20 protein-coding genes are annotated in these 19,938 nt (G+C 32.6%); 2 read left to right on the top strand and 18 right to left on the bottom strand.

Going from position 1 to position 19,938, the window contains the following annotated elements; translation table 11 throughout:
- Positions 1-71: 71 nt before the first annotated feature.
- The gene (locus AB1282_RS10060) at positions 72-656 is read left to right on the top strand and encodes a DNA-3-methyladenine glycosylase (protein ID WP_056471378.1); all 585 of its coding nucleotides are present in this window, start codon (positions 72-74) and stop codon (positions 654-656) included.
- A gap of 90 nt (positions 657-746) precedes the next feature.
- Here AB1282_RS10060 and AB1282_RS10055 read toward each other — a convergent pair whose 3' ends face one another.
- The 18 genes from AB1282_RS10055 to AB1282_RS09970 form a co-directional block, all read right to left on the bottom strand.
- Positions 747-2,393 (bottom strand): glycerol-3-phosphate dehydrogenase/oxidase, encoded by a 1,647-nt coding sequence (locus tag AB1282_RS10055; RefSeq protein ID WP_429899021.1) that lies wholly within the window; start codon positions 2,391-2,393, stop codon positions 747-749.
- Between the two features lie 139 nt (positions 2,394-2,532).
- Complete coding sequence (glpK, locus tag AB1282_RS10050; RefSeq protein ID WP_429899020.1) at positions 2,533-4,023, bottom strand: glycerol kinase GlpK; 1,491 nt, start codon at positions 4,021-4,023, stop codon at positions 2,533-2,535.
- Positions 4,024-4,496: 473 nt separating this feature from the next.
- The gene (locus AB1282_RS10045) at positions 4,497-5,732 is read right to left on the bottom strand and encodes a sensor histidine kinase (protein ID WP_390312089.1); all 1,236 of its coding nucleotides are present in this window, start codon (positions 5,730-5,732) and stop codon (positions 4,497-4,499) included.
- Between the two features lie 8 nt (positions 5,733-5,740).
- A complete protein-coding gene (locus AB1282_RS10040) occupies positions 5,741-6,412 on the bottom strand; it encodes a response regulator transcription factor (protein ID WP_390312088.1) in 672 nt (223 codons plus the stop codon).
- Positions 6,413-6,709: 297 nt separating this feature from the next.
- Positions 6,710-7,381, bottom strand: a complete 672-nt coding sequence (locus AB1282_RS10035; RefSeq protein ID WP_429901116.1) for an ABC transporter ATP-binding protein — start codon at positions 7,379-7,381, stop codon at positions 6,710-6,712.
- Positions 7,382-7,522: 141 nt separating this feature from the next.
- A complete protein-coding gene (locus tag AB1282_RS10030; RefSeq protein ID WP_056471391.1) occupies positions 7,523-7,804 on the bottom strand; it encodes a hypothetical protein in 282 nt (93 codons plus the stop codon).
- Positions 7,805-7,971: 167 nt separating this feature from the next.
- A complete protein-coding gene (locus AB1282_RS10025; protein ID WP_056471394.1) occupies positions 7,972-9,300 on the bottom strand; it encodes an LLM class flavin-dependent oxidoreductase in 1,329 nt (442 codons plus the stop codon).
- Positions 9,301-9,314: 14 nt separating this feature from the next.
- Positions 9,315-9,848, bottom strand: coding sequence for a GNAT family N-acetyltransferase (locus AB1282_RS10020; protein WP_390312086.1), 534 nt, complete (start codon positions 9,846-9,848; stop codon positions 9,315-9,317).
- A gap of 15 nt (positions 9,849-9,863) precedes the next feature.
- Positions 9,864-10,337 (bottom strand): DinB family protein, encoded by a 474-nt coding sequence (locus tag AB1282_RS10015; RefSeq protein ID WP_429899019.1) that lies wholly within the window; start codon positions 10,335-10,337, stop codon positions 9,864-9,866.
- Positions 10,338-10,347: 10 nt separating this feature from the next.
- The gene (locus AB1282_RS10010) at positions 10,348-11,514 is read right to left on the bottom strand and encodes an amidohydrolase (protein ID WP_429899018.1); all 1,167 of its coding nucleotides are present in this window, start codon (positions 11,512-11,514) and stop codon (positions 10,348-10,350) included.
- 25 nt (positions 11,515-11,539) lie between these two features.
- Positions 11,540-12,550 (bottom strand): LLM class flavin-dependent oxidoreductase, encoded by a 1,011-nt coding sequence (locus AB1282_RS10005; RefSeq protein WP_429899017.1) that lies wholly within the window; start codon positions 12,548-12,550, stop codon positions 11,540-11,542.
- Between the two features lie 18 nt (positions 12,551-12,568).
- Positions 12,569-13,321 carry an amino acid ABC transporter ATP-binding protein gene (locus AB1282_RS10000; protein ID WP_056471409.1) on the bottom strand — a complete coding sequence of 251 codons (753 nt, stop codon included), beginning with the start codon at positions 13,319-13,321 and terminating at the stop codon, positions 12,569-12,571.
- A complete protein-coding gene (locus tag AB1282_RS09995) occupies positions 13,318-14,028 on the bottom strand; it encodes an amino acid ABC transporter permease (protein WP_390312083.1) in 711 nt (236 codons plus the stop codon). The genes AB1282_RS10000 and AB1282_RS09995 overlap by 4 nt, the downstream gene beginning before the upstream one ends.
- Positions 14,025-14,807, bottom strand: coding sequence for an amino acid ABC transporter permease (locus tag AB1282_RS09990; protein ID WP_056471415.1), 783 nt, complete (start codon positions 14,805-14,807; stop codon positions 14,025-14,027). The genes AB1282_RS09995 and AB1282_RS09990 overlap by 4 nt, the downstream gene beginning before the upstream one ends.
- Before the next feature lie 25 nt (positions 14,808-14,832).
- On the bottom strand, positions 14,833-15,648 hold the full coding sequence (locus AB1282_RS09985; protein WP_056471417.1) for a transporter substrate-binding domain-containing protein: 816 nt from the start codon (positions 15,646-15,648) through the stop codon (positions 14,833-14,835).
- Between the two features lie 29 nt (positions 15,649-15,677).
- Positions 15,678-16,223 carry an NADPH-dependent FMN reductase gene (ssuE, locus tag AB1282_RS09980; protein WP_429899016.1) on the bottom strand — a complete coding sequence of 182 codons (546 nt, stop codon included), beginning with the start codon at positions 16,221-16,223 and terminating at the stop codon, positions 15,678-15,680.
- Between the two features lie 250 nt (positions 16,224-16,473).
- On the bottom strand, positions 16,474-17,412 hold the full coding sequence (locus AB1282_RS09975; RefSeq protein WP_286131705.1) for a LysR family transcriptional regulator: 939 nt from the start codon (positions 17,410-17,412) through the stop codon (positions 16,474-16,476).
- A 343-nt stretch (positions 17,413-17,755) separates the two neighbouring features.
- On the bottom strand, positions 17,756-18,130 hold the full coding sequence (locus tag AB1282_RS09970; RefSeq protein WP_056471423.1) for a hypothetical protein: 375 nt from the start codon (positions 18,128-18,130) through the stop codon (positions 17,756-17,758).
- A 531-nt stretch (positions 18,131-18,661) separates the two neighbouring features.
- Between AB1282_RS09970 and AB1282_RS09965 the strand changes: the two genes are divergently transcribed.
- Positions 18,662-19,912, top strand: coding sequence for an MFS transporter (locus tag AB1282_RS09965; protein ID WP_429899015.1), 1,251 nt, complete (start codon positions 18,662-18,664; stop codon positions 19,910-19,912).
- Positions 19,913-19,938 lie beyond the last annotated feature (26 nt).

The following is a 19,938-nucleotide window of genomic DNA, read 5'->3' as shown; positions in this document are numbered from 1 at the left end:
TAAATAGTCTTATTAACATGACAAATTAATACATTTTCTCTATTTATAAAACAATTTTCGAGGAGTTACTTATGAATTCGACATTAAAACAAGATTTCTTTTTTAAACCATCTATACAAGTAGCAAAGGACCTTTTAGGTCATATATTAGTTCATAATACTGATGAAATGGAACTTTCCGGAATAATTGTAGAGACCGAAGCATATATGGGTCCAGAAGATCGTGCTGCACATAGTTATCAAAATCGACGTACGAAACGAACAGAAATCATGTTTCATGAAGCAGGTTATATCTACACTTATCAAATGCATACCCATACTTTAATTAATATAGTTTGTGAGGAAATCGGCCTACCACAGGTAGTATTAATTAGAGCATTAGAACCTGTGAACGGGATTGAAAAAATGATCGAATTTCGAAAAAATCAGCCTATCTCTAATTTAACGAATGGACCAGGTAAACTTACAAAAGCATTGAATATTACGATGGAGTCTTATGGAAAACCAATTTGGCTGCCACCTGTTTACATCAAGGAAGGAATTAAACCAGAACAGATTAGTAGTGGTCCTAGGATTGGAATAGAAAACACCGGAGAGGCACGGGACTATCCTTGGAGGTTTTGGATTACGGATAATAAATTCATATCTAAAAAATAAGAATACCCAGACTGTTGATCAACGTTCGCTCTTGGTCAGTCTGGGTTTTCTTATTTATGCAGTTTCTACTTTTATTAATCGCTTTTAAAATCATTCATTAGAAGCAGTAATTGCATTTTTTATTTGCTCTTCCAATTCCAAACTGTATTCTACGATTTGGTATTTGCTCCAACTTAATCTATTCGCCATATAACGAATCACTTCGTCTTTATACTCATTAACAAGATCAATATGAAAATATAAAAATCCAGTTCTCCTAATAAAAAAATCGACTGGTTTAACAATCATTTCGTTTTGAATTCCATATTCTAGTTGTAAAAATAATGATAGTGGTAGATTAGTATGATTTTTCAAATCACTAAATGATATATTCATTAAATGCTCTATATTCGATCCATATACTCTACTTAATCTTTTATATTCCGATTCACTTAATCCAATTGCGATACCAACAGAAGAAAATCGTTTTTTAAAATAATTAAATCCTTTTGATCCCCCAACATCTCCACCTGAAATTGGCAAATTTTTAGTCAGACATTCTCTAAATCTATTGTCATTATCTTTTAAAATTAGGTCTACAATTGTCTCCGCCATTTTACGATATCCTGTTAACTTTCCCCCGGCTATTGAAATTAACCCAGAGGATGATTCCCAAATCTCATCTTTTCTAGATATTTCAGAAGGATCTTTACCTTCTTCAAAAATTAAAGGACGAATGCCAGCCCAGCTTGATTCAACGTCAGTATCTTCTAGTTTTATTGTTGGAAACATATACTTAACGCAATTTAAAATATATTCCCTATCTTCATTACTTACTTTAGGATTAGAGGTATCCCGATCAAAAAATGTATCCGTTGTACCAACATATGTCTTTCCATCTCTTGGAATTGCAAAGACCATTCGACCGTCTATCGTATCAAAATAAACAGACTGATTTAATGGAAACTTTTTATGATCTATAACTAAATGAACCCCTTTCGTTAGTCTAAGATTTTTATCACTTTTTAATCGTTCCATTTCCCTAAGCTGATCAACCCATGGTCCGGTTGCATTAACAATCCTCTTTGCGCGAATTGTAAAAGGTACTTTCGTTATTAAATCGATTGCTTTAGCGCCTACTATTCTATTATTTTCATAGATGAAATCAGTCACTTCTACATAATTAATTGCCTGTGCTCCATATTCAACTGCTTTTTTTATGACTTCGATTGTAAGACGCGCATCATCCGTTCGATATTCAACGTAATATCCTCCAGCTTTAAGTCCCTCCTTTTTAACTAGCGGCTCCTTTTCGATCGTTTCTTTTCGATTTAAAATCTTCCTTCGTTCATCTTTTTTCACACCAGCTAAGTAATCATATAATCTAAGGCCGAGAGAAGTAGTAAATTTACCAAAAGTTCCACCTTTATAAATAGGCAGTAACATCCATTCAGGTGTAGTTACATGTGGTCCATTTTCATAAACAATTGCTCGCTCTTTACCAACCTCTGCTACCATTTTAAATTCATACTGTTTTAAATATCGCAAACCACCATGAACTAGCTTAGTTGAACGACTAGACGTACCTGAAGCAAAATCCTGCATCTCAACTAGGGCGGTACTCATCCCTCTAGTCGTTGCATCAAGTGCAATACCACAACCTGTTATTCCTCCACCAATTACCAATAAATCGAACTCTTTTTCAGCTAATGCTTTCTTAATCTTTTTTCTATTTAAACTCGAAAATTGTTCTTCCATTGTAAAACCTCACTTCAACAAATTTTCTAGTTGTTTTAAAAAGCTGCCATAAAAGAAATCAATCTAAAATTAAAAAAGGACCGCTACAATTACAGATGTACGTAGAAAGGTCCTAGAATTTTGAAATTAAGTGTGTAACTTATTTAAATGCTAAAGCTGCATTAACTGCTTTTTTCCAACCTGAATATAGTTCATTACTTAATTCAGGTGTCATTTGCTGCTCAAAGCATCGATCCATATGCCATTGCCCAGCTATTTCTTCTTGGTTTTTCCAAAATCCAACTGCTAAGCCAGCCAAATAAGCCGCACCTAAAGCTGTTGTTTCATTTATAACAGGTCGCTCGACAGGTACATTCAAAATATCACTTTGAAATTGCATTAAGAAATTATTCCTAACTGCTCCCCCGTCTACTCGTAACGTTTTTAAAGAAATAGTTGAATCCGCCTCCATTGCTGTAAGCACATCTTTTGTTTGATATGCAAGAGCTTCTAATGTAGCACGGATAAAATGTTCTTTAGATGTACCTCTCGTTAAACCAAATACTGCGCCACGGACTTCACTATCCCAGTAAGGTGTGCCTAATCCTACAAAAGCAGGTACAACATAAACTCCCTCAGATGAGGTTACCCTAGTGGCATATATCTCACTATCTGCTGCATTTTTAATCATTCTTAAACCATCACGTAACCATTGAATAGCAGAACCCGCTACAAATATACTCCCTTCAAGTGCATATTCAACTTTTCCGTCTATTCCCCATGCAATTGTAGTTAATAATCCATGATTTGACTTAACAGCATGATTTCCTGTATTCATAAGCATAAAACAACCAGTTCCATATGTATTTTTCGCCATTCCCTTTTCAAAACAAGCCTGACCAAATAAAGCTGCTTGCTGGTCACCAGCTATGCCAGCAATCGGAATCTCACTTCCAAAAAAATGATAACTTACAGTATTAGCATATACTTCTGAAGAAGGGCGGACACTTGGAAGCATACACTCTGGAACATCTAACATTTTCAATAAATCTTTATCCCATTTTAAATCATGAATATTATACATCATCGTTCTAGATGCATTTGAATAATCCGTAACATGTGCTCTGCCACCAGAAAGCTTCCACACTAACCACGTATCAATCGTTCCAAATAATAAATCTCCTGCCTCAGCCTTTTCTCTAGCACCATCAATATGATCAAGAATCCATTTTACTTTCGTACCAGAAAAGTAAGCATCAATTAATAGACCTGTTTTTTCGCGAACTATTGAATCATAACCTTTGTTTTTCAGTTCCTCACAAATTTCAGCTGTTTGTCTTGATTGCCAAACAATTGCATTATAGATTGGAGCCCCTGTATGTTTATCCCAAACGACAGTCGTTTCACGTTGGTTAGTAATACCAATTCCACTAATTTGATCATGACGAATATTTGATTCCGCAAGGCATGTTGCAATCACCGCAAGCACCGAACCCCAAATCTCATTTGCATTATGCTCGACCCAACCTGGCTTTGGAAAATATTGAGTAAACTCTTTTTGAGCTGTATGTACAATCTTACCTTTTATATCAAACAAAATTGCTCTTGAACTAGTCGTCCCTTGGTCAAGTGATAAAATATATTTTTCCATCCCAAATGACCTCCTTACTATCATTTTATGTAGGTGTAATTTAAAAATGCGACTTAGTATCTATTTAAAGATGAATGTTGATTTCCACTCACTAATGTCAGAAAAACAGGAACTAAATCAAAGAATTAATATATGTGCTTTTTGCAAACACAATTTGTTAAAACATGGTTTACCCATATAAGACACAACTAATTATATAAAAAACTCTAGAATACTACATTTAATCTTTTAAATACATATTCTATTCAATAATCAATGATTCCTTTCATACCAAAAGTACTTAACTGGAAAACCTTCATTTATTCTTCCATAAAAAAAATCTACTTAGTTCAGTAGATTTTCTCACTTAATTAAAATTCTTCATTAATTTCTAATTTATTGTAGTTTATCGTTATTTCTTAGGAAATAATGTCGGAAATATACTTTATTTTCTTAGGGAAATCACCAAATTACTAGCTACGATGTCTTGGAATTTAGCTGTGTTTTAAAGAGGACATAATTGGTAAAGATACTTCAAAACTTGTACCTTCTCCTTTTATACTTTGTACTTTAATTTTCCCGCCGTGTTCTTCAACAATCCATTTTGCAATTGATAATCCCAGTCCAATTCCATTTTTGGATGTACGCGAAACATCTTCCTGGAAGAAACGGTCAAATATTCGAGGAAGGTTCTCTTCTTTTATACCCACTCCACTATCAATCACCTTGATAAGAAAATTATTTTTTACTTGTTCACAACTAATTTGAATCGTATCATTTTCGTTTGTAAATTTCATTGCATTATCGATTAAAATCACAAGTAATTGATGAATTCTTTCTTGATCACCAAAATAAAAATACGTATCTTTAATAGACAAAAATATTTCTTTACTTTGAAATGAAATGATTTCAGTGAAGTGTGAAACAACTTCTTCTAACAATTCATTTAAAGAGAATATTTTTTTATTTAATTGTATTTGTCCTGAATCCGATCTAGCTAAGGTTAATAAGCTTGCTACTAGTTTGGAAAGGCGCCTATTCTCTTTTAACATAATTGAAAAGTCCTGCGCCTTTTCTTCGATTGTTGCGCCTGGCTCTCTAAGCAATAATTCTAAACGTGATTGAATGACAGTTAAAGGCGTTCGAATTTCATGAGAAGCATCTGATACGAACTCTTGTTGTTTTTGCCAAGCGTTTGTAATTGGTACGAGTGCACGTCCAGCCAAAATATAACCTGCTACAACTGATAATGCACTTCCCAAAACCCAACCAACAATTAGTATGATTAATAATGTATCAACTACATCCTTTTCTGAGTCGATATTACGTAATATTTGTAGCGTAATTTTCCCTCGATTTGTCTCACCTTGAATTGAGATCGTTCGATAATTCATATCACCGATTTTATCATTATATATTTCGTTTATTTTTGTAGGATATTTAAGTTCATCTTGTAAAATGATTGCATTCATACCTGGCATGGGATTTACTAATTTTTTATTTTCATCCCACATGATCATTAAAACACGTGGATCTCGATTGGAAATTGGTAAACGATTTGGATTATCACTATTTTGTATACGATTAATATTCCATAAAAGTGATTGATCAACTTCTTTATATAAACGATTATTTGTATATGAATAGATAATTAAAGAAAAGATTCCAATTATTAAGATAAATACTACTGAATTTATGATCGTTAATCGAATTTTGGTTTTCTTAAACATCTCTTCACCTAGTCATCTTTCATAATATATCCGATTCCTCTGACGGTCTTTATCATACTACCATAATTAAATGGTTCTAGCTTTTTTCGGAGTTGATGTACGTATACTTCTACGATTGCAACAGTAGTATCAGAATCAAATCCCCATATTCTATCAAAAATTTGTTCTTTCATTAAAATCTTGCCTTGATTTTGTATGAAGTATTCTAGTAGTTCATATTGTTTGATTGTTAAATGAATCGATTCATTATTTATTTCAACAGGATGCTCTTTTCCTTTTAAAATGATTCCTTGATACTTCAATGAACTATCAATTGTTAATTTACCACTTCTTCTAAGTAATGCATAAATTCTTGCTAGTAACTCCGGTCCTTGAAATGGTTTTACTAAATAATCATCTGCCCCTAAGTTTAATCCTTCAACACGATCTTCTAGTGAATCTTTGGCAGTTAGAAATAGAACTGGAGTATGTACTCCTTCTTTTCTCAAGTCTTTAATAATTTCAAAACCATTTTTCTCAGGCAGCATCACATCTAGTACAATCACATCATATATGTTTTGCATCGCTAAGAAAAAACCTTCTTCTCCTTCTAACGCTTTATCTACTGTAAAATCATTTGATAATAATTCAACAATTGAATTTAAAACTTCTATATGATCTTCTACAACTAATAATCTCACTTTTTATGCCTCCATAGACTAAAAAAGAAGCGCTCCTTTTATAGCAACGCTCCCCTTTATTTATTCAAATCGTCATGCTTGAATTGGTCTCATATTTGAAGCTGATCCAGGTAAAAAGAATGCAATAGTTGTACTTAAATTCATTAAATACAGTTTTGCTACACGCTCACCTAATCCCACACCTATCATACCACCAAATGAACTAAGTACGACTGATTAAAAAATTGCATTTTATATCTATTTCAAATAATAACTACATTTGCTTCTAACTATACTCTTTATTAACATTTTAATTAATTAAGCCATTCTAAGCTTACAAAAACTTTCCTCACTCAGGCAACCGTCACCTATTCTAATGACCCTTGATGCTTCTTTCGCGATGTTATTGTCGTGAGTAATCAAAATAATAGTATGACCTTCTTTATGAAGTCTTTTCAATAAATCTAAAATTTCTCGTCCTGTTTTTTGATCTAATGCACCAGTCGGTTCATCGGCTAATAGTAGATCTGGTCTTCTGGCTAAAGCTCTCGCAATCGCAACCCTTTGTTGCTGACCTCCCGATAGTTGACTTGGAAGATGATGAATACGTTCGTCTAAACCTACTTCTTTTAATACTTCCATTGCCATGTTTCTTCTTTCATTTTGCGGGAGGCCTCGATAACTAAGAGGTAACTCGACATTCTCCAATGCACTTAATTTTGACAATAGATTAAAGTTTTGAAAAATAAACCCTATTTTCCGATTTCTAATTAACGCTAGTTCTCGATTATCCATATCTTCAATCGCCTGGCCATCAAATAAATAGCTTCCAGAGTCTGGTTGATCCAAGCACCCAATCATATTCATAAATGTTGATTTACCTGAACCAGATGGGCCAACAATTGCTACAAAATCACCTTTTTTAATATTGATTGAAACATTATTTAGCACATGCAATGTTTCCCCACCAAATTCATAAAAATGGTTCATATTTGATATTTGGATCAAATCTTCTGTCGTCGTCACTGATCGCCACCACCATTGCTGTTACAATTTTCATTAAGAATCCTCTTTCACCACCGCCTGGAGAATTACGTCGCCTCCAAATCAGTAACAGTTCAACCGTTTTCCTTAATTGCTGCTACCTGATGAACCTGGTTGTTGATTGAAATAACCGCCGCCACCATTTTGTGGGAAGCCTCCTCCATTTTGGAAGTTTCTCATCATTTCCGTTCGATTATTATTTTTATAACTCAAATAGCCAACTCCAATTAATGTAAAAATGCCAATTACTAAATTGATAACTAATAAAATAGAAATTACTTTAGGCGAAAACGCACCCGTAGTTGAACAATTCTTCAAATTCGTTTTTTGGGTTTTTTCTATTAAATTTGATTCTAAATCTTCCATCATTAATCCCACCCCTTCATACTGATTAATTGCATTATGTAATAGAATCCTTAATTTTTACTTAACAACTAATTAATTTTGACTTTTTTAGAGTAAAAATCTGTTAGCAATATGAAATGAATATCAAAAAAAAACCACCTGTCTAGGATGGTTTTCAATAAATTTAAAGATTAGTTTTTAACTAGATTAGTAATATAACGATTTTCAGGAATTGGTAATCCTAAGTTTCCTCTCAAAGTAGACGATTCATATTCTGTACGATAGATTTCTCTTTCTTGTAATAATGGAATGACTTGCTCCGTAAAATCTTTTAATGCACTTGGAATTGCAGAATAAATCATTAAACCGTCAGCTGCTTCCTGTTCATACCACTCTTGAATAAGATTAGCAATTTTTTCTGGCGTGCCAATAAATGCACTTCTAGGAGTAGCAGCTTGTAATGCTACCTGCCTAAGTGTTAAACCTTTTTCTTTCGCTTCTTTCTTTATTTTATCTGTATTACTTCTAAAACTATTTTTCCCTAAATCACCAAGATCAGGGAAAGGTTCATCTAAAGGATATTGAGAAAAGTCATGATGCTCAAAGAAACGACCTAAATAATCCAATGCATTTTCAATACTTGTTAAATTAACAAGATCTAAATATTTTTGCTCTGCTTCCTCTTCGGTTTGACCAACTATTGGAGCAATGCCAGGGAATATAACAATATCATCTTTTGATCTGCCGTATGCTACTGCACGATCCTTTACATCTTTATAAAATTGCTTAGCTTCTTCTATATTATCATGACCAGTAAACACTGCGTCAGCTGCTTTTGCAGCTAATTCCTTACCGCTTTCTGAAGATCCAGCTTGAAAAACAACTGGTTGACCTTGTTTAGATCGCCCGATATTAAGAGGACCTTCTACTTGGAAATACTTCCCTTCATAATTTAATCTGTGTAACTTTTTCGGATCAAAAAACACACCTGAAGCTTTATCTCGAATAAATGCATCATCTTCCCAAGAATCCCATAGACCTCTAGTTATTTCTAAATGCTCTTCTGCAATTTTATATCGATCATCATGTGATGGGTGACCATTTCTACTATAGTTTTTAGCAGAACCTTCAAGTGGAGAAGTAACTAAATTCCATCCTGCGCGCCCATTACTTATATGATCTATTGACATGAATTGTCTTGCTACAGTAAATGGTTCACTATAGGTAGTTGAAAGAGTACCAACTAGGCCTATATTCTTTGTTACTCCTGCTAATGCCGATAAGATGGTAATTGGTTCAAAGCGATTTAAAAAATGTGGAATTGACTTTTCTGTTATATATAATCCATCTGCAATAAAAACTAAATCAAATTTTCCATTCTCAGCAATTTTCACTTGCTCTTGGTAATAGGAAAAATTAACACTTGCGTCTGTTTGAACCTCTGGATGACGCCAGCCAGACATACTGCCTCCTACTCCATGCACTAGTGCCCCAAGCTTTAGTTTTTTTCTTTCTGTCATTTTTTTCCCCTCCATTAATTTAATAAAATCGCAGTATCTTTAATATTTAGTTCATAGCTTTTAACAAGTATATTTCCATTCATAAACTCATATTGTTTAGCCCGTTGAAACCCTATTTTTTCATATAAACTAATAGCAGATTTCATCATATCTGAAGTGTGAAGAACAACTCGGTCCGATCCCCACTCTATTGAAAGATTGCAGCTTGCTTTTATTAATTCTGTCGCAATCCCTAATCCTCTTGCTTTAGGGGAAACACCTATTAATCGAATAATAGGATAATTAATCTCTAACTCAGTTAATCCATATGCTTTTTCGGCAGAGTCATAGATAAAACATGCGCCTAATAGAACATTATCGACAATCGCAACAAGCTTTGTCTTAGTGTTGCTGTTCTCAGTTGCATCAATAATACTATTTTTATAGTTTTCCCATTGTTCTTTTGAAAGAATAGCAGCATATTGTTCATACGCATCGATTAACACTTTTTTTATTTTATCGATCTCATCTGGTTTAGACTCTCTAATAATTAAGCGGTTTGAAGACATAGTCTACCTCCTAAATTAAACTAAGCTGTATTCATACAAAATACGTTGTATTTGTTTTAAATGAAGATGAACATGTGAAATAAAAGATTTAATTATGTCTTCAACTGTAACGATTGCATTTTGAGGGTTTATTCCGCTTTTCTTCCAATCATCACTTGTTAGTCTTTTAAGCAATTGACTATTGTAATATAAAATAATGCGATATGTTTCTAGTACGTCTGCAATATTTCCATCGTTTGCATATTGCCCTGCAATCCATTTATCTTGATTAAAAGCAGGTAATTGAACACTTGATCCAGCTAAAACTTCCCTTAGTCGAAAGTTCACTACAAATGCATGATCTAATAAATGAGTTAACACTTCTACAATACTCCACGATGTTTCATTTTTCTTCCAATGCAGTTTCTCTTTTGGAAGATTGAAAGTTTTTTGCGACAGTAAATCATAAAGTTGATTAAATTCACTTAATTCAATTGATAAAGTACTCATCTATTTCCTCCTATATTTTGACTACACTTTTTGAAAGTTCATTCAGTATCGTGATAGAAAAATCTGTAAAAAATCTAATACTTAGCGGGATTGCTTTCTCATCTAGATCAAATTTAGGATGATGCCACTCATATTTTCCTGAAGTTCCAAAAAATACGAATAAACCTGGAATCTCTTCTAAATAAAAGGAAAAATCTTCACTTGCTGCAGATACAGACGGTTCAATTACACGTAAGTATTGTTTAGTTGCTACATCTCTTGCAATTCCGGCTAATTTTTCATCATTAACAATAGGAGGTGGACCAGGATTCCAAATTGTATGAACATCCGTTCTAAAAGCATCACCAACAGACTTACTTATTTCATTTAATCGATTTTGAATGGTCTCTCTGACTTCCTTCTTAAAAGTACGAACCGTTCCACTAAAAACCGCTTTGTCAGCGATCACATTCGATGCTTTCCCACTATTGAATTTTGTTACACTTACAACTCCATTTTCAAGTGGACTAATATTACGGCTCACAATCGATTGAAGTGACGTAACAATATGTGATGCAGTAAGGATTGAATCAAGCCCTGCTTCCGGTACCGCTGCATGGCTCAATTTCCCATTTATTTCAACAGTAAATCCGTCAGCAGCTGCCATTAAAGGACCTGATTTTATCCCAATGGTTCCAACTGTTAAATCAGGTTTATTATGCATACCAACAATCACTTTTGTATCTTTTAGTACATTTGTTTTAATAATTTCTAATGCACCTTTACCAATTTCTTCTGCGGGTTGAAAAATGATTTGTATTTTCCCGGGTAACTCATTTTCTATTTGCTTTAATAAAATAGCTGTACCTAAAATCGCAACTGTATGAAAATCATGTCCACAAGCGTGCATCTTATTTGGATTTTTTGATGAAAAAGGTAATCCTGTTTCCTCCTGAATTGGAAGTGCATCAATGTCTGCCCTAATTGCGATGGTAGGACCTTTTCGATCATCACCGATTTCTGCAACAAGTCCTGTTTTTAAAGGTAAAGATAGCATCCGTATGTTATACTCTGTTAAAAGTTGAACAAGTGTGGCTGTTGTTTCATATTCTTCAAACGCTAACTCTGGAATTGAATGTAAACTCCTTCTTATTTGAATTAGCTTTTCAAGTAGCGCTTTAGATAGTTCAAATTGCATGGTTTTCAACTCCTAAATTGTTAAGTCAAACCGTTATTTCTGTAAAAGCCTCTTTAATTAATTGCAGCGAACGAACTCTCCGTTCAAAATCTGGAATTAATGATGTGAAAATAAATTCATCAATACCGTATTCTTTTTGATATTCAAAAACTCTTTTTTGAAAAGTTTCTTTTGTTCCCTTAAGAACGTCTGCCTCTTTAACTTCTGTAGTATAGGTTTGGCCAGCTTGTTTTGCGTAAATTTCTGCTTGCTCAAGCGTGCCAACATTTACAATTTGCCCATTCCCTAATGTAACTCGCACAGTTTGTAATTGATCGGATAATTTTAGTGCTTCCTCTTCGGTTTCAGTCACAATCGTAGACAAGGCTAAAATAAACTTTGGTTTTCGACCACTTTGATGATTAAAGGAATTATTATAAGCAACGATCGCTTCTTTTGCTGCCACTGGGTCATTATTTATGAATAATGCAAATGCATATGGATAGCCCTTTTTAGCTGCAAATTTTGCACTTGATACACTCGTTCCTAATAAAAATAGCGGAACTCTAATCTGTGGTAATGGTGAAGCTTGTAAAGAATCAAACGAACTTACTTCTGATGCATCCTGATATAAAAAATTTTCTAGTTCATCAATTTTCTCTTCAAGAGATTGAGGTTCTTTCAAGTTTTTTTGGAGCTCTTGGCTAGATTTTGGAAATCCGCCCGGTGCTCTTCCTATGCCAAGCTCTACTCTATTTGGTGACAAATTAGCTAATACATTGAAGTTTTCTGCTACTTTATACGGACTATAATGCTGTAACATTACCCCACCTGAACCAACAGAAATCCGTTCAGTTTTAGCAAGAATATGTGAAACAAGCACTTCTGGAGATGACCCAGCAATTCCTTGTGAATTGTGGTGCTCTGATACCCAAAATCGATTAAATCCTAATCTTTCAGCTTCTTTTGCTAGATTTATAGTGTTTATAAGTACTTCATTTGCAGTTTGACCAGGAAAAATAATACTTTGATCTAAGAATCCATATTTAAGTCCCATATTCTTTCCTCCATTTTTTTAAATATAGTACATGTCTTCCTCTGAAAATCGTTTTAAAAACTGAATTGTTCTTTCTTCTTTAGGTGATTGAAAGATAGCCTTGGGATTCCCTTCTTCAACAATTATGCCGCCGTCCATAAACACAACATGATTAGCAACATCCCTAGCAAATGCCATTTCATGTGTGACGATAATCATTGTAATTCCTTCTTTTGCTATTTTTCGTATAATTGCTAGTACTTCACCTACTAATTCAGGGTCTAAAGCAGAGGTTGGTTCGTCGAATAAAATGACCTCTGGATTTAAAGCAAGCGCCCGAGCAATTCCTACTCTTTGCTGCTGTCCGCCGGATAACTGTAGAGGGTAAGAATCTAACTTGTTTCCTAAGCCTACTTTCTCAAGTAATTCAGCGCTTTTTTTGTATGCTGCTTCCTTAGACCATTTTTTAGCTACTATTAATCCTTCCATTACATTTTCAACAACTGTTTTATTTTTAAATAAATTAAATTGTTGAAATACCATAGCTGTTTTCTGGCGCAATGAAAGAATTTCGGTCTTTGAAGCTTGACTAAAATCTACTTTAAAATCGTCTATTGTAATTTTTCCTTTATTTGGTTTCTCTAAATAATTTATACAACGAAGTAAAGTTGTTTTTCCTGATCCACTAGGACCTAGAATTGCGACGACTTCTCCTTTATTAACTGTTAAATCTATACCTTTTAACACATGATTTTTTCCAAAGGACTTTGTTACATTCGTTAAAGTAATCATTTCACTCCCCCTCGACTAAAGACGCTAAATCTCTTCTCTAATAAACTTGTCATTCTTTCAATGACTAATGTAATTCCCCAGAAAATTAGTGCAGCTGCAATATATGCCTCAAAAAACTTCCAATTTGTAGAAGCTACAATTTGTGCCTTTGCGTTTATATCTACAACAGAAACAATAAAGGCCAAAGTTGATCCATGCAGCATTCCAATAAATGTATTTGATAAATTTGGTAAACTTACAGCGAAGGCTTGTGGAAATACAATTCTTTTTAGTGCTTGTGTTGTTGTCATACCAACTGAATAAGCAGCTTCAATTTGTCCTCGATCGATATTGGTAATTCCAGCTCTAACCACTTCAGATAAATACGCACCTGCTGTAATAGAAAAGGAAATAATTGCAAAAGCTGTCATAGGAATTGATGATGAATTAAAAGCAAAATGATAATGTTTAGCAAGTGAATCTAATAGCATTGAGATTGAATAATAAATAATTAACAAGTGTGTAATCATCGGCGTTCCTCGAATAATCGTAACGTAACTAGATGCTGCCTGACTCAATATTGGAACCTTATAAATACGAACAATAGCCGTAAAAGTTCCTATCACAAACCCAATAAGTACTGACAAAATAGTTATAAAAAGTGTAGTTGGAATTGCAGGTAGTATTTGTATAAATGCCTCCCAAATAAATGAGAAATCTAGTTTCATAATCTCGTACCTTCTTTCACAACAACGACATCGCGATTCATTTTTCCAAATAAGTTACGGATTTTAAAAGTTTTTTCTTTCTTTTCAACACTTGTTCTTTCATATTTTCCAAACCGGTTTTCTAATAAGATAAATCCTTTTTCAAGAAAGACACTTAAAATAAAATAAACGAGAGCAAGTGCAAGATAGGATTCAATAAAATGACGATTTAGTAAACCTAATGTTTGTGATTGCCCTGTTAACTCCATTACCCCTAGAGTAAATGCTAATGATGTATCTTTTAGTGTTCCTATTAATAAGTTTCCTAAAATCGGGATCCATATAGCGAATGCTTGTGGTGCTATGATTCTCTTAAAGGCCTGATATCCATCCATTCCAACAGAATAAGCCGCTTCAATTTGCCCTCTATCTACAGCACTAACTGATGCACGAATACCTTCTGAAATAAAGGCTGCACTGTGTAATCCGTATGTTAAAATGACAAAATATAAAACATCAATTCTACTAACATCTACTTCTACTAGCTTTAATAACTCAGGTACGCCATAATAAATTAAAAATAATTGAATTAAAATTGGAGTTCCTCTAAAAAACGAAACATATATTTGCGAGATTCTTTGAAAAATTGGTACCTTATACATTCTAGGTAAGGCTATAAGTAAGCCAACACCTAACCCTACTAAAATAGAACTCCCTACAATGATTAACGAAATCTTTATAAAAGGTAGTAATTTAATAAAATATTCGAAGATTAATCCAGCTTTAAAATCAGCACCCATTCCTTCTCACCCTTTGGTTTTAGCTTTAATTTTCTGTAAAATCAGCACCTAACCACTTTTTGCTTAAGTTAGCAAGTGTTCCGTCAGCTTTTATTTTTAATAGTGCTTCGTCAATTGCGCCTGCTAATTTTTGATCTTTTGCATCATTTTTTCTAAAGGCAAATAATACATCAGCCTCAGTCAATGCTGGCCCTACTGTTTTCAACTCACCTTTTGGGTCAATCAAAGATAAGGTAAAATCTGCAGCAACTGTAGCATCTACACGACCTGAAGTAATTTGTTGTACAGTATCATTTGCTCCACCATTCTGATAAACAATTTTAATTGCGTTATTATGCTCTTTATTATAATTTTCAAGAATTTGTGCTTCTGCACTTGTAGCGGATGTTAATACCTTTTTGCCTTTTAAGTCGTCAATTGATTGAATTGAATTATTACCTTTTGCAACAACGATTTTATTTTTCCAATGCGCATAAGCTTCTTTGTTAAATAAATACTTCTCTTCCCTCTCTGGATTTTTTTCAATTTCATGAGCAACAAAATCTATTTTCTTAGTTTCTAGACTTAACAATAAGCTCGAAAATTCATATGTTTTTAAATCAAACTTGTATTCTGGCAATCTTTTATCAATTTCTTTTACAAGTTCAACATCAAAGCCAGTTAGATTTCCATCCTTATCGATAAAGCACACATTTGGAAATTGTGTACCAGTACCTACAACAATTCTTTGAACTTTTGAACTAGTAGCTGTTGCTGCCTCTTTATCTTTATTTTTTAAAGCAAATGTAATAATTAAAACTACGACTGCCAAGGATACAAGTGTAATCACAAACTTTTTCATTCTCAATTCCTCATTTCTGAATAATTTTTTTAGGGTCTTACTGCTAGCCAAATTAACTCTTCTGATAATTCTTCAGTTGCTTTATTTAATCTCTCTGTTAATTCATTAGATAATGAAAAATGATTTTGATAATCTCTTATTACCCAATCATCAATTGCATAAACACCAGTAACAAAATGATTTCCCCCAAGAACAGAGAGAACTGGTTTTAATGCATATTCTAAACTGAGTAAATGGGCAATTGTTCCACCGATGAAGATAGGAAGGACAACTTTATTTTTCAAGCCATTCTGAGGAATTAAGTCTAAAAATATTTTTAATAAACCTGAATAGGAGGCCTTATAGACTGGTCCTGCAATAACAACACCGATCGAATTCTCAATTTTATTAAGGGCTTCTTTAATTTCTTCATTATTAAAATCGCTCTTAATTAAAGCTTCCGTTGGCAAATCCCCAATATTTACTTGGCATACTTTAATACCTTCATTAGTCCACTTATCTTTTACAAATTGGAGTATGCCATTCAATCTTGAGTTTGGTGATGAGCTAGCAGAGATAATGACAATATCCTTCAACGTGTTCCCCTCCTTTTTAAAAACCAATATTCCTTATAGGTTAACTAGGAATTAATTGTTATAAACTTTATCACTGACAGAATATTTAGTCAACGTAATTTCCAATAGAACTTTTCTATCGTTTTATTAAATATTTGAATTAGCTTTATTGTTCCCTTAAGCACGATCTAGTTGATTGTCAATTGAGGATACCCACAATTCTTATATTTCTTTATATTTTTTTGCTTGATATAAAAGAAAAAAGAGTTGGCTATTTCACCAACTCTTTGCTTAATTCAACTATTTCATTCATTAATTCTGTATATTCTCCACGATTACAGAAAATATTTGTTTGAAGAAAAATTCCCTTTGTTTCTTCAATATGTATTGGAAATAATATTCCTTCTTTAACTTCTTTTTTCACACTAATACTAGGCAAGAAAGCAATTCCAAATTGTTCTATAATAAGTTTTTTTGCCATCTCCGAACTATCAGTATGAATCCTTATATTTGGAGGGGCTTCTAGATTTTCAAATAAACGATGAATTCTAAGCCAGTCTAATGAACCGCATTCAAAGAAAATAAGATTTTCCTGAGCGATATCTTGAATTGTGATCGATTTTTTTGAAATAAACGGATGATCTTTATAAACATAAAGCGTAATTGGATCTTCGAATAATTTAATTGATTGTAGGCTAGGGTGACTAGTTTTCCGAACAAAACCTATATCAATTTCATTATTTAATACTTTATTAATTAATTCATCACTCTTACCTGTAATAACTTTATAATGTAAATCTTCATTACTTACCGAAAGTTTTGGCAAAATTTCTGAAATAACATAGTTTGAAACCGATACAGTGCACCCAATTTTCAATTCATTATTGTGGGATTTTTTTTGATTAATGTGCATCTTCCCTTTTTCGTATATATGAACTAATTGTTGAGCATATGGTAAGAAGCGCTTACCCTCTTCTGTGATATTAACTTGTTTACCGGAACGGTGAAAAAGCTGACAATTTAATTCTCTTTCTAACGATTGAATTCTAGCTGTAACAGTTGGTTGTGACAGAAAAAGTGATTCTGCAGCTTTGTTAAAGCTACCAAAATGAATTACATGGATAAACGCTTCTATATTTTCAATATTAATTTCTTTCACATCCTTAAATAACAGTTTAGTTATATACAATAAATATTCATTTTTATTCAATTTGGGATTCTATCTTACTACTCATTTTTTAAAATATTATCATTAAGAAAGTCTATTAGAAAATATTTTTTTTATTTTAATCTTTACATATACTTTGAAGCTTCATAAAAACCTTTTTTATATACTACATTCTGAATATTTTAAGTTGATTATTCATTTTTCTAAAATAAAAGGTTATTGTACAAAATTATATATAACTATTCAAGATGATTAAAAGAAAACCCAAGTTCTTATATAGAACTCAGGCTATTAGTCGATAAATTAGTTTTTTAAAAAAATAAACGTATAAACATAATAAGTACAAAAATAGTGGAACTCTATTAATTATTATTAAATAAAAAGGTTACGATAATTTAACTTTTCGAACTACTTGTATCTTGACGTGTTTAGGTATATCACCTTTAATCGTCACTTCTCCATTTGATAGAGCAATTTTTGCTCCCCATCCATTTTTAAATTTTTTAATTTTTACTCGAAGTAATCTTATTTCCACCTGACCTAATCCAGATTTGTTTTTTACTTCTAATTCTGGTGTTTTTGCATTACCGATATTATGTAGAAGTAGTTTTACTCTAATTAGAGGTTCTTCATCGCTTTTTACGATTACATATGCGTTTCCTTGTTCATCCTCTTTAAATTGATCGTAGGTTACTGAAAAGCCTTTCGTACTTAAGTAAATTTCTCCATCATCATTTACTTTGTAAACTGGTGAAAACATATGTCTCTTCTCCTTGCCGTATATTGTTCATATGTAAATAAAGAAAACTTGTCGACTGGCCAGCCTTTAAAGGGAAGTCAGAAACGGTGCACTTATACTTTATTCCTAGAATTGGCTACTACGTCGACTACTCATCATCGCTGCCAACTTATACTTTCTTAAAGTGCAATAAAAAATTGACGATGAAATAAATAAATTATTTTTACGTCAATTCTAATATTAGTATGGCTTAACTATTAAAAAATGTTCTTTCCAATATTTAATATGTTTAAAATATGATTCTTATTACATCAGACAGATTATTTTAGTTTATTAAAAATTAATGTAAAATGCAATTTTTAAACTCTGAAATAAATAACTAATTTTTGGAAATTCCCACTCTTAATAAAGCCATTATTTTACATTAAAACTTAGTTCTAAAACATAGAATTTAATGAATAAATATGCTATTGTTCTAATGAATTATTTAAAAATTTAAAATCGAATATTTAATCAAAATTATGAGATTAAAAAAGGAAGAAGGAACGTCAGTTGATTTACAGTAAACAAGATGTGCTACACAATGAATCCCAGAGCATTAAAAATGGAGCTGCATCTACAATCGCAATCAGTTTATCAAATAACTATTTTATATTGTTTGCTATTGCAATTTTAGGTGCTACCAATTATCAAGTTGGTTTAATTTCTTCCTTACCTTCAATTGTCGGAATGGCCGCAATGCTCCCAGCTGCTTTTATGGTTAATAAGTTAGAAGAAAAAAGAAAATTCACTGCTTACTCCATTTTCTTTACGCGTTTCTTTCTATTAATAATGGTTTTTCTTCCATTTATTAAATCAGAGCATATCGCATGGTTTTTTGTTATTTTAATTGCATTAATGAATTTTCCAGGTACATTTCTAAATTTAAGCTGGCAAGCATTCATTGGTGATTTAATCCCAGCAGACCGTCGAAATACATTTTTTGGAAACCGAAATAGAATACTAACCTTTACGGGAATGATTGTAACGCTTGTAGCAGGAATATGTATGAAATCCATTAGCTCAAAAAGTGCGCTTCCCTATCAAATACTTTTTTTATTTGCATTTATATTTGGAATGATTGAGTTTTTTTATATATTGAAACATAAAGAGGAAAAACAAAAAATTGAGATTTCTAATCACTATTCTCCTTTTTCAAAACATCTTTTTCAGTATAAACCCTATATCACATTTTTAGTTTGTGCACTGTTTTTTAATTTCGCGTGGCAAATGGCATGGTCTTTATTTTCGATTTATCAAATAAGATTTGCTCATGCAACTGCTTTTTGGATTAGTTTATTTACTGTAAGCAACCAACTTTCACAAATCGTTAGCTTTCGTTGGTGGGCAAAAATGGCAAATCGTTATAGTAATACTCAATTACTAATTTGGATTTCGATCGGAATGGCCTCTGCACCTATTTTAAATATTTTATCAATAAATTATGTATACTTATTTATCGTAAACTTTACATCAGGATTTTTTGTATCTGGTACTGTTTTAATATTATTTAATAGCTTACTAGAGGCTACTGAAGAAGAACATCGCACATCCTATATTGCTAATTATAATTTCTTACTTTCAATTGTTGCCTTCATCGCTCCACAATTTGGTGTTTTTTTACTTGAATCATTCAGTATGAATATTGCGATGATTTTCTCAACGATATTCAGAGGATTGGCGGGCGTATTATTTGGCGTGATGGCCTATAAAATGTCTCATTCAAAACAATTAGATTATAAGCAAAATAATATATCTCTCTAGATAAATCTAAAATGAGTTCAAATTAT

Origin of the sequence: Gottfriedia sp. S16(2024) (assembly GCF_050473765.1) — a bacterium.
GTDB lineage: Bacteria > Bacillota > Bacilli > Bacillales > Bacillaceae_G > Gottfriedia.
Note: the sequence above shows the minus strand (reverse complement) of the source record. Positions and strands in the feature narration are given on the sequence as shown.

Bases quoted from the DNA above. Each gene is read 5' to 3' on its own strand.
- AB1282_RS10060 (WP_056471378.1), top strand. From the start codon at position 72: ATGAATTCGACATTAAAACAAGATTTCTTTTTTAAACCATCTATACAA.
- AB1282_RS10055 (WP_429899021.1), bottom strand. From the start codon at position 2,393: ATGGAAGAACAATTTTCGAGTTTAAATAGAAAAAAGATTAAGAAAGCA.
- glpK (WP_429899020.1), bottom strand. From the start codon at position 4,023: ATGGAAAAATATATTTTATCACTTGACCAAGGGACGACTAGTTCAAGA.
- AB1282_RS10045 (WP_390312089.1), bottom strand. From the start codon at position 5,732: ATGTTTAAGAAAACCAAAATTCGATTAACGATCATAAATTCAGTAGTA.
- AB1282_RS10035 (WP_429901116.1), bottom strand. From the start codon at position 7,381: ATGAACCATTTTTATGAATTTGGTGGGGAAACATTGCATGTGCTAAAT.
- AB1282_RS10030 (WP_056471391.1), bottom strand. From the start codon at position 7,804: ATGATGGAAGATTTAGAATCAAATTTAATAGAAAAAACCCAAAAAACG.
- AB1282_RS10025 (WP_056471394.1), bottom strand. From the start codon at position 9,300: ATGACAGAAAGAAAAAAACTAAAGCTTGGGGCACTAGTGCATGGAGTA.
- AB1282_RS10020 (WP_390312086.1), bottom strand. From the start codon at position 9,848: ATGTCTTCAAACCGCTTAATTATTAGAGAGTCTAAACCAGATGAGATC.
- AB1282_RS10015 (WP_429899019.1), bottom strand. From the start codon at position 10,337: ATGAGTACTTTATCAATTGAATTAAGTGAATTTAATCAACTTTATGAT.
- AB1282_RS10010 (WP_429899018.1), bottom strand. From the start codon at position 11,514: ATGCAATTTGAACTATCTAAAGCGCTACTTGAAAAGCTAATTCAAATA.
- AB1282_RS10005 (WP_429899017.1), bottom strand. From the start codon at position 12,550: ATGGGACTTAAATATGGATTCTTAGATCAAAGTATTATTTTTCCTGGT.
- AB1282_RS10000 (WP_056471409.1), bottom strand. From the start codon at position 13,321: ATGATTACTTTAACGAATGTAACAAAGTCCTTTGGAAAAAATCATGTG.
- AB1282_RS09995 (WP_390312083.1), bottom strand. From the start codon at position 14,028: ATGAAACTAGATTTCTCATTTATTTGGGAGGCATTTATACAAATACTA.
- AB1282_RS09990 (WP_056471415.1), bottom strand. From the start codon at position 14,807: ATGGGTGCTGATTTTAAAGCTGGATTAATCTTCGAATATTTTATTAAA.
- AB1282_RS09985 (WP_056471417.1), bottom strand. From the start codon at position 15,648: ATGAAAAAGTTTGTGATTACACTTGTATCCTTGGCAGTCGTAGTTTTA.
- AB1282_RS09970 (WP_056471423.1), bottom strand. From the start codon at position 18,130: ATGTTTTCACCAGTTTACAAAGTAAATGATGATGGAGAAATTTACTTA.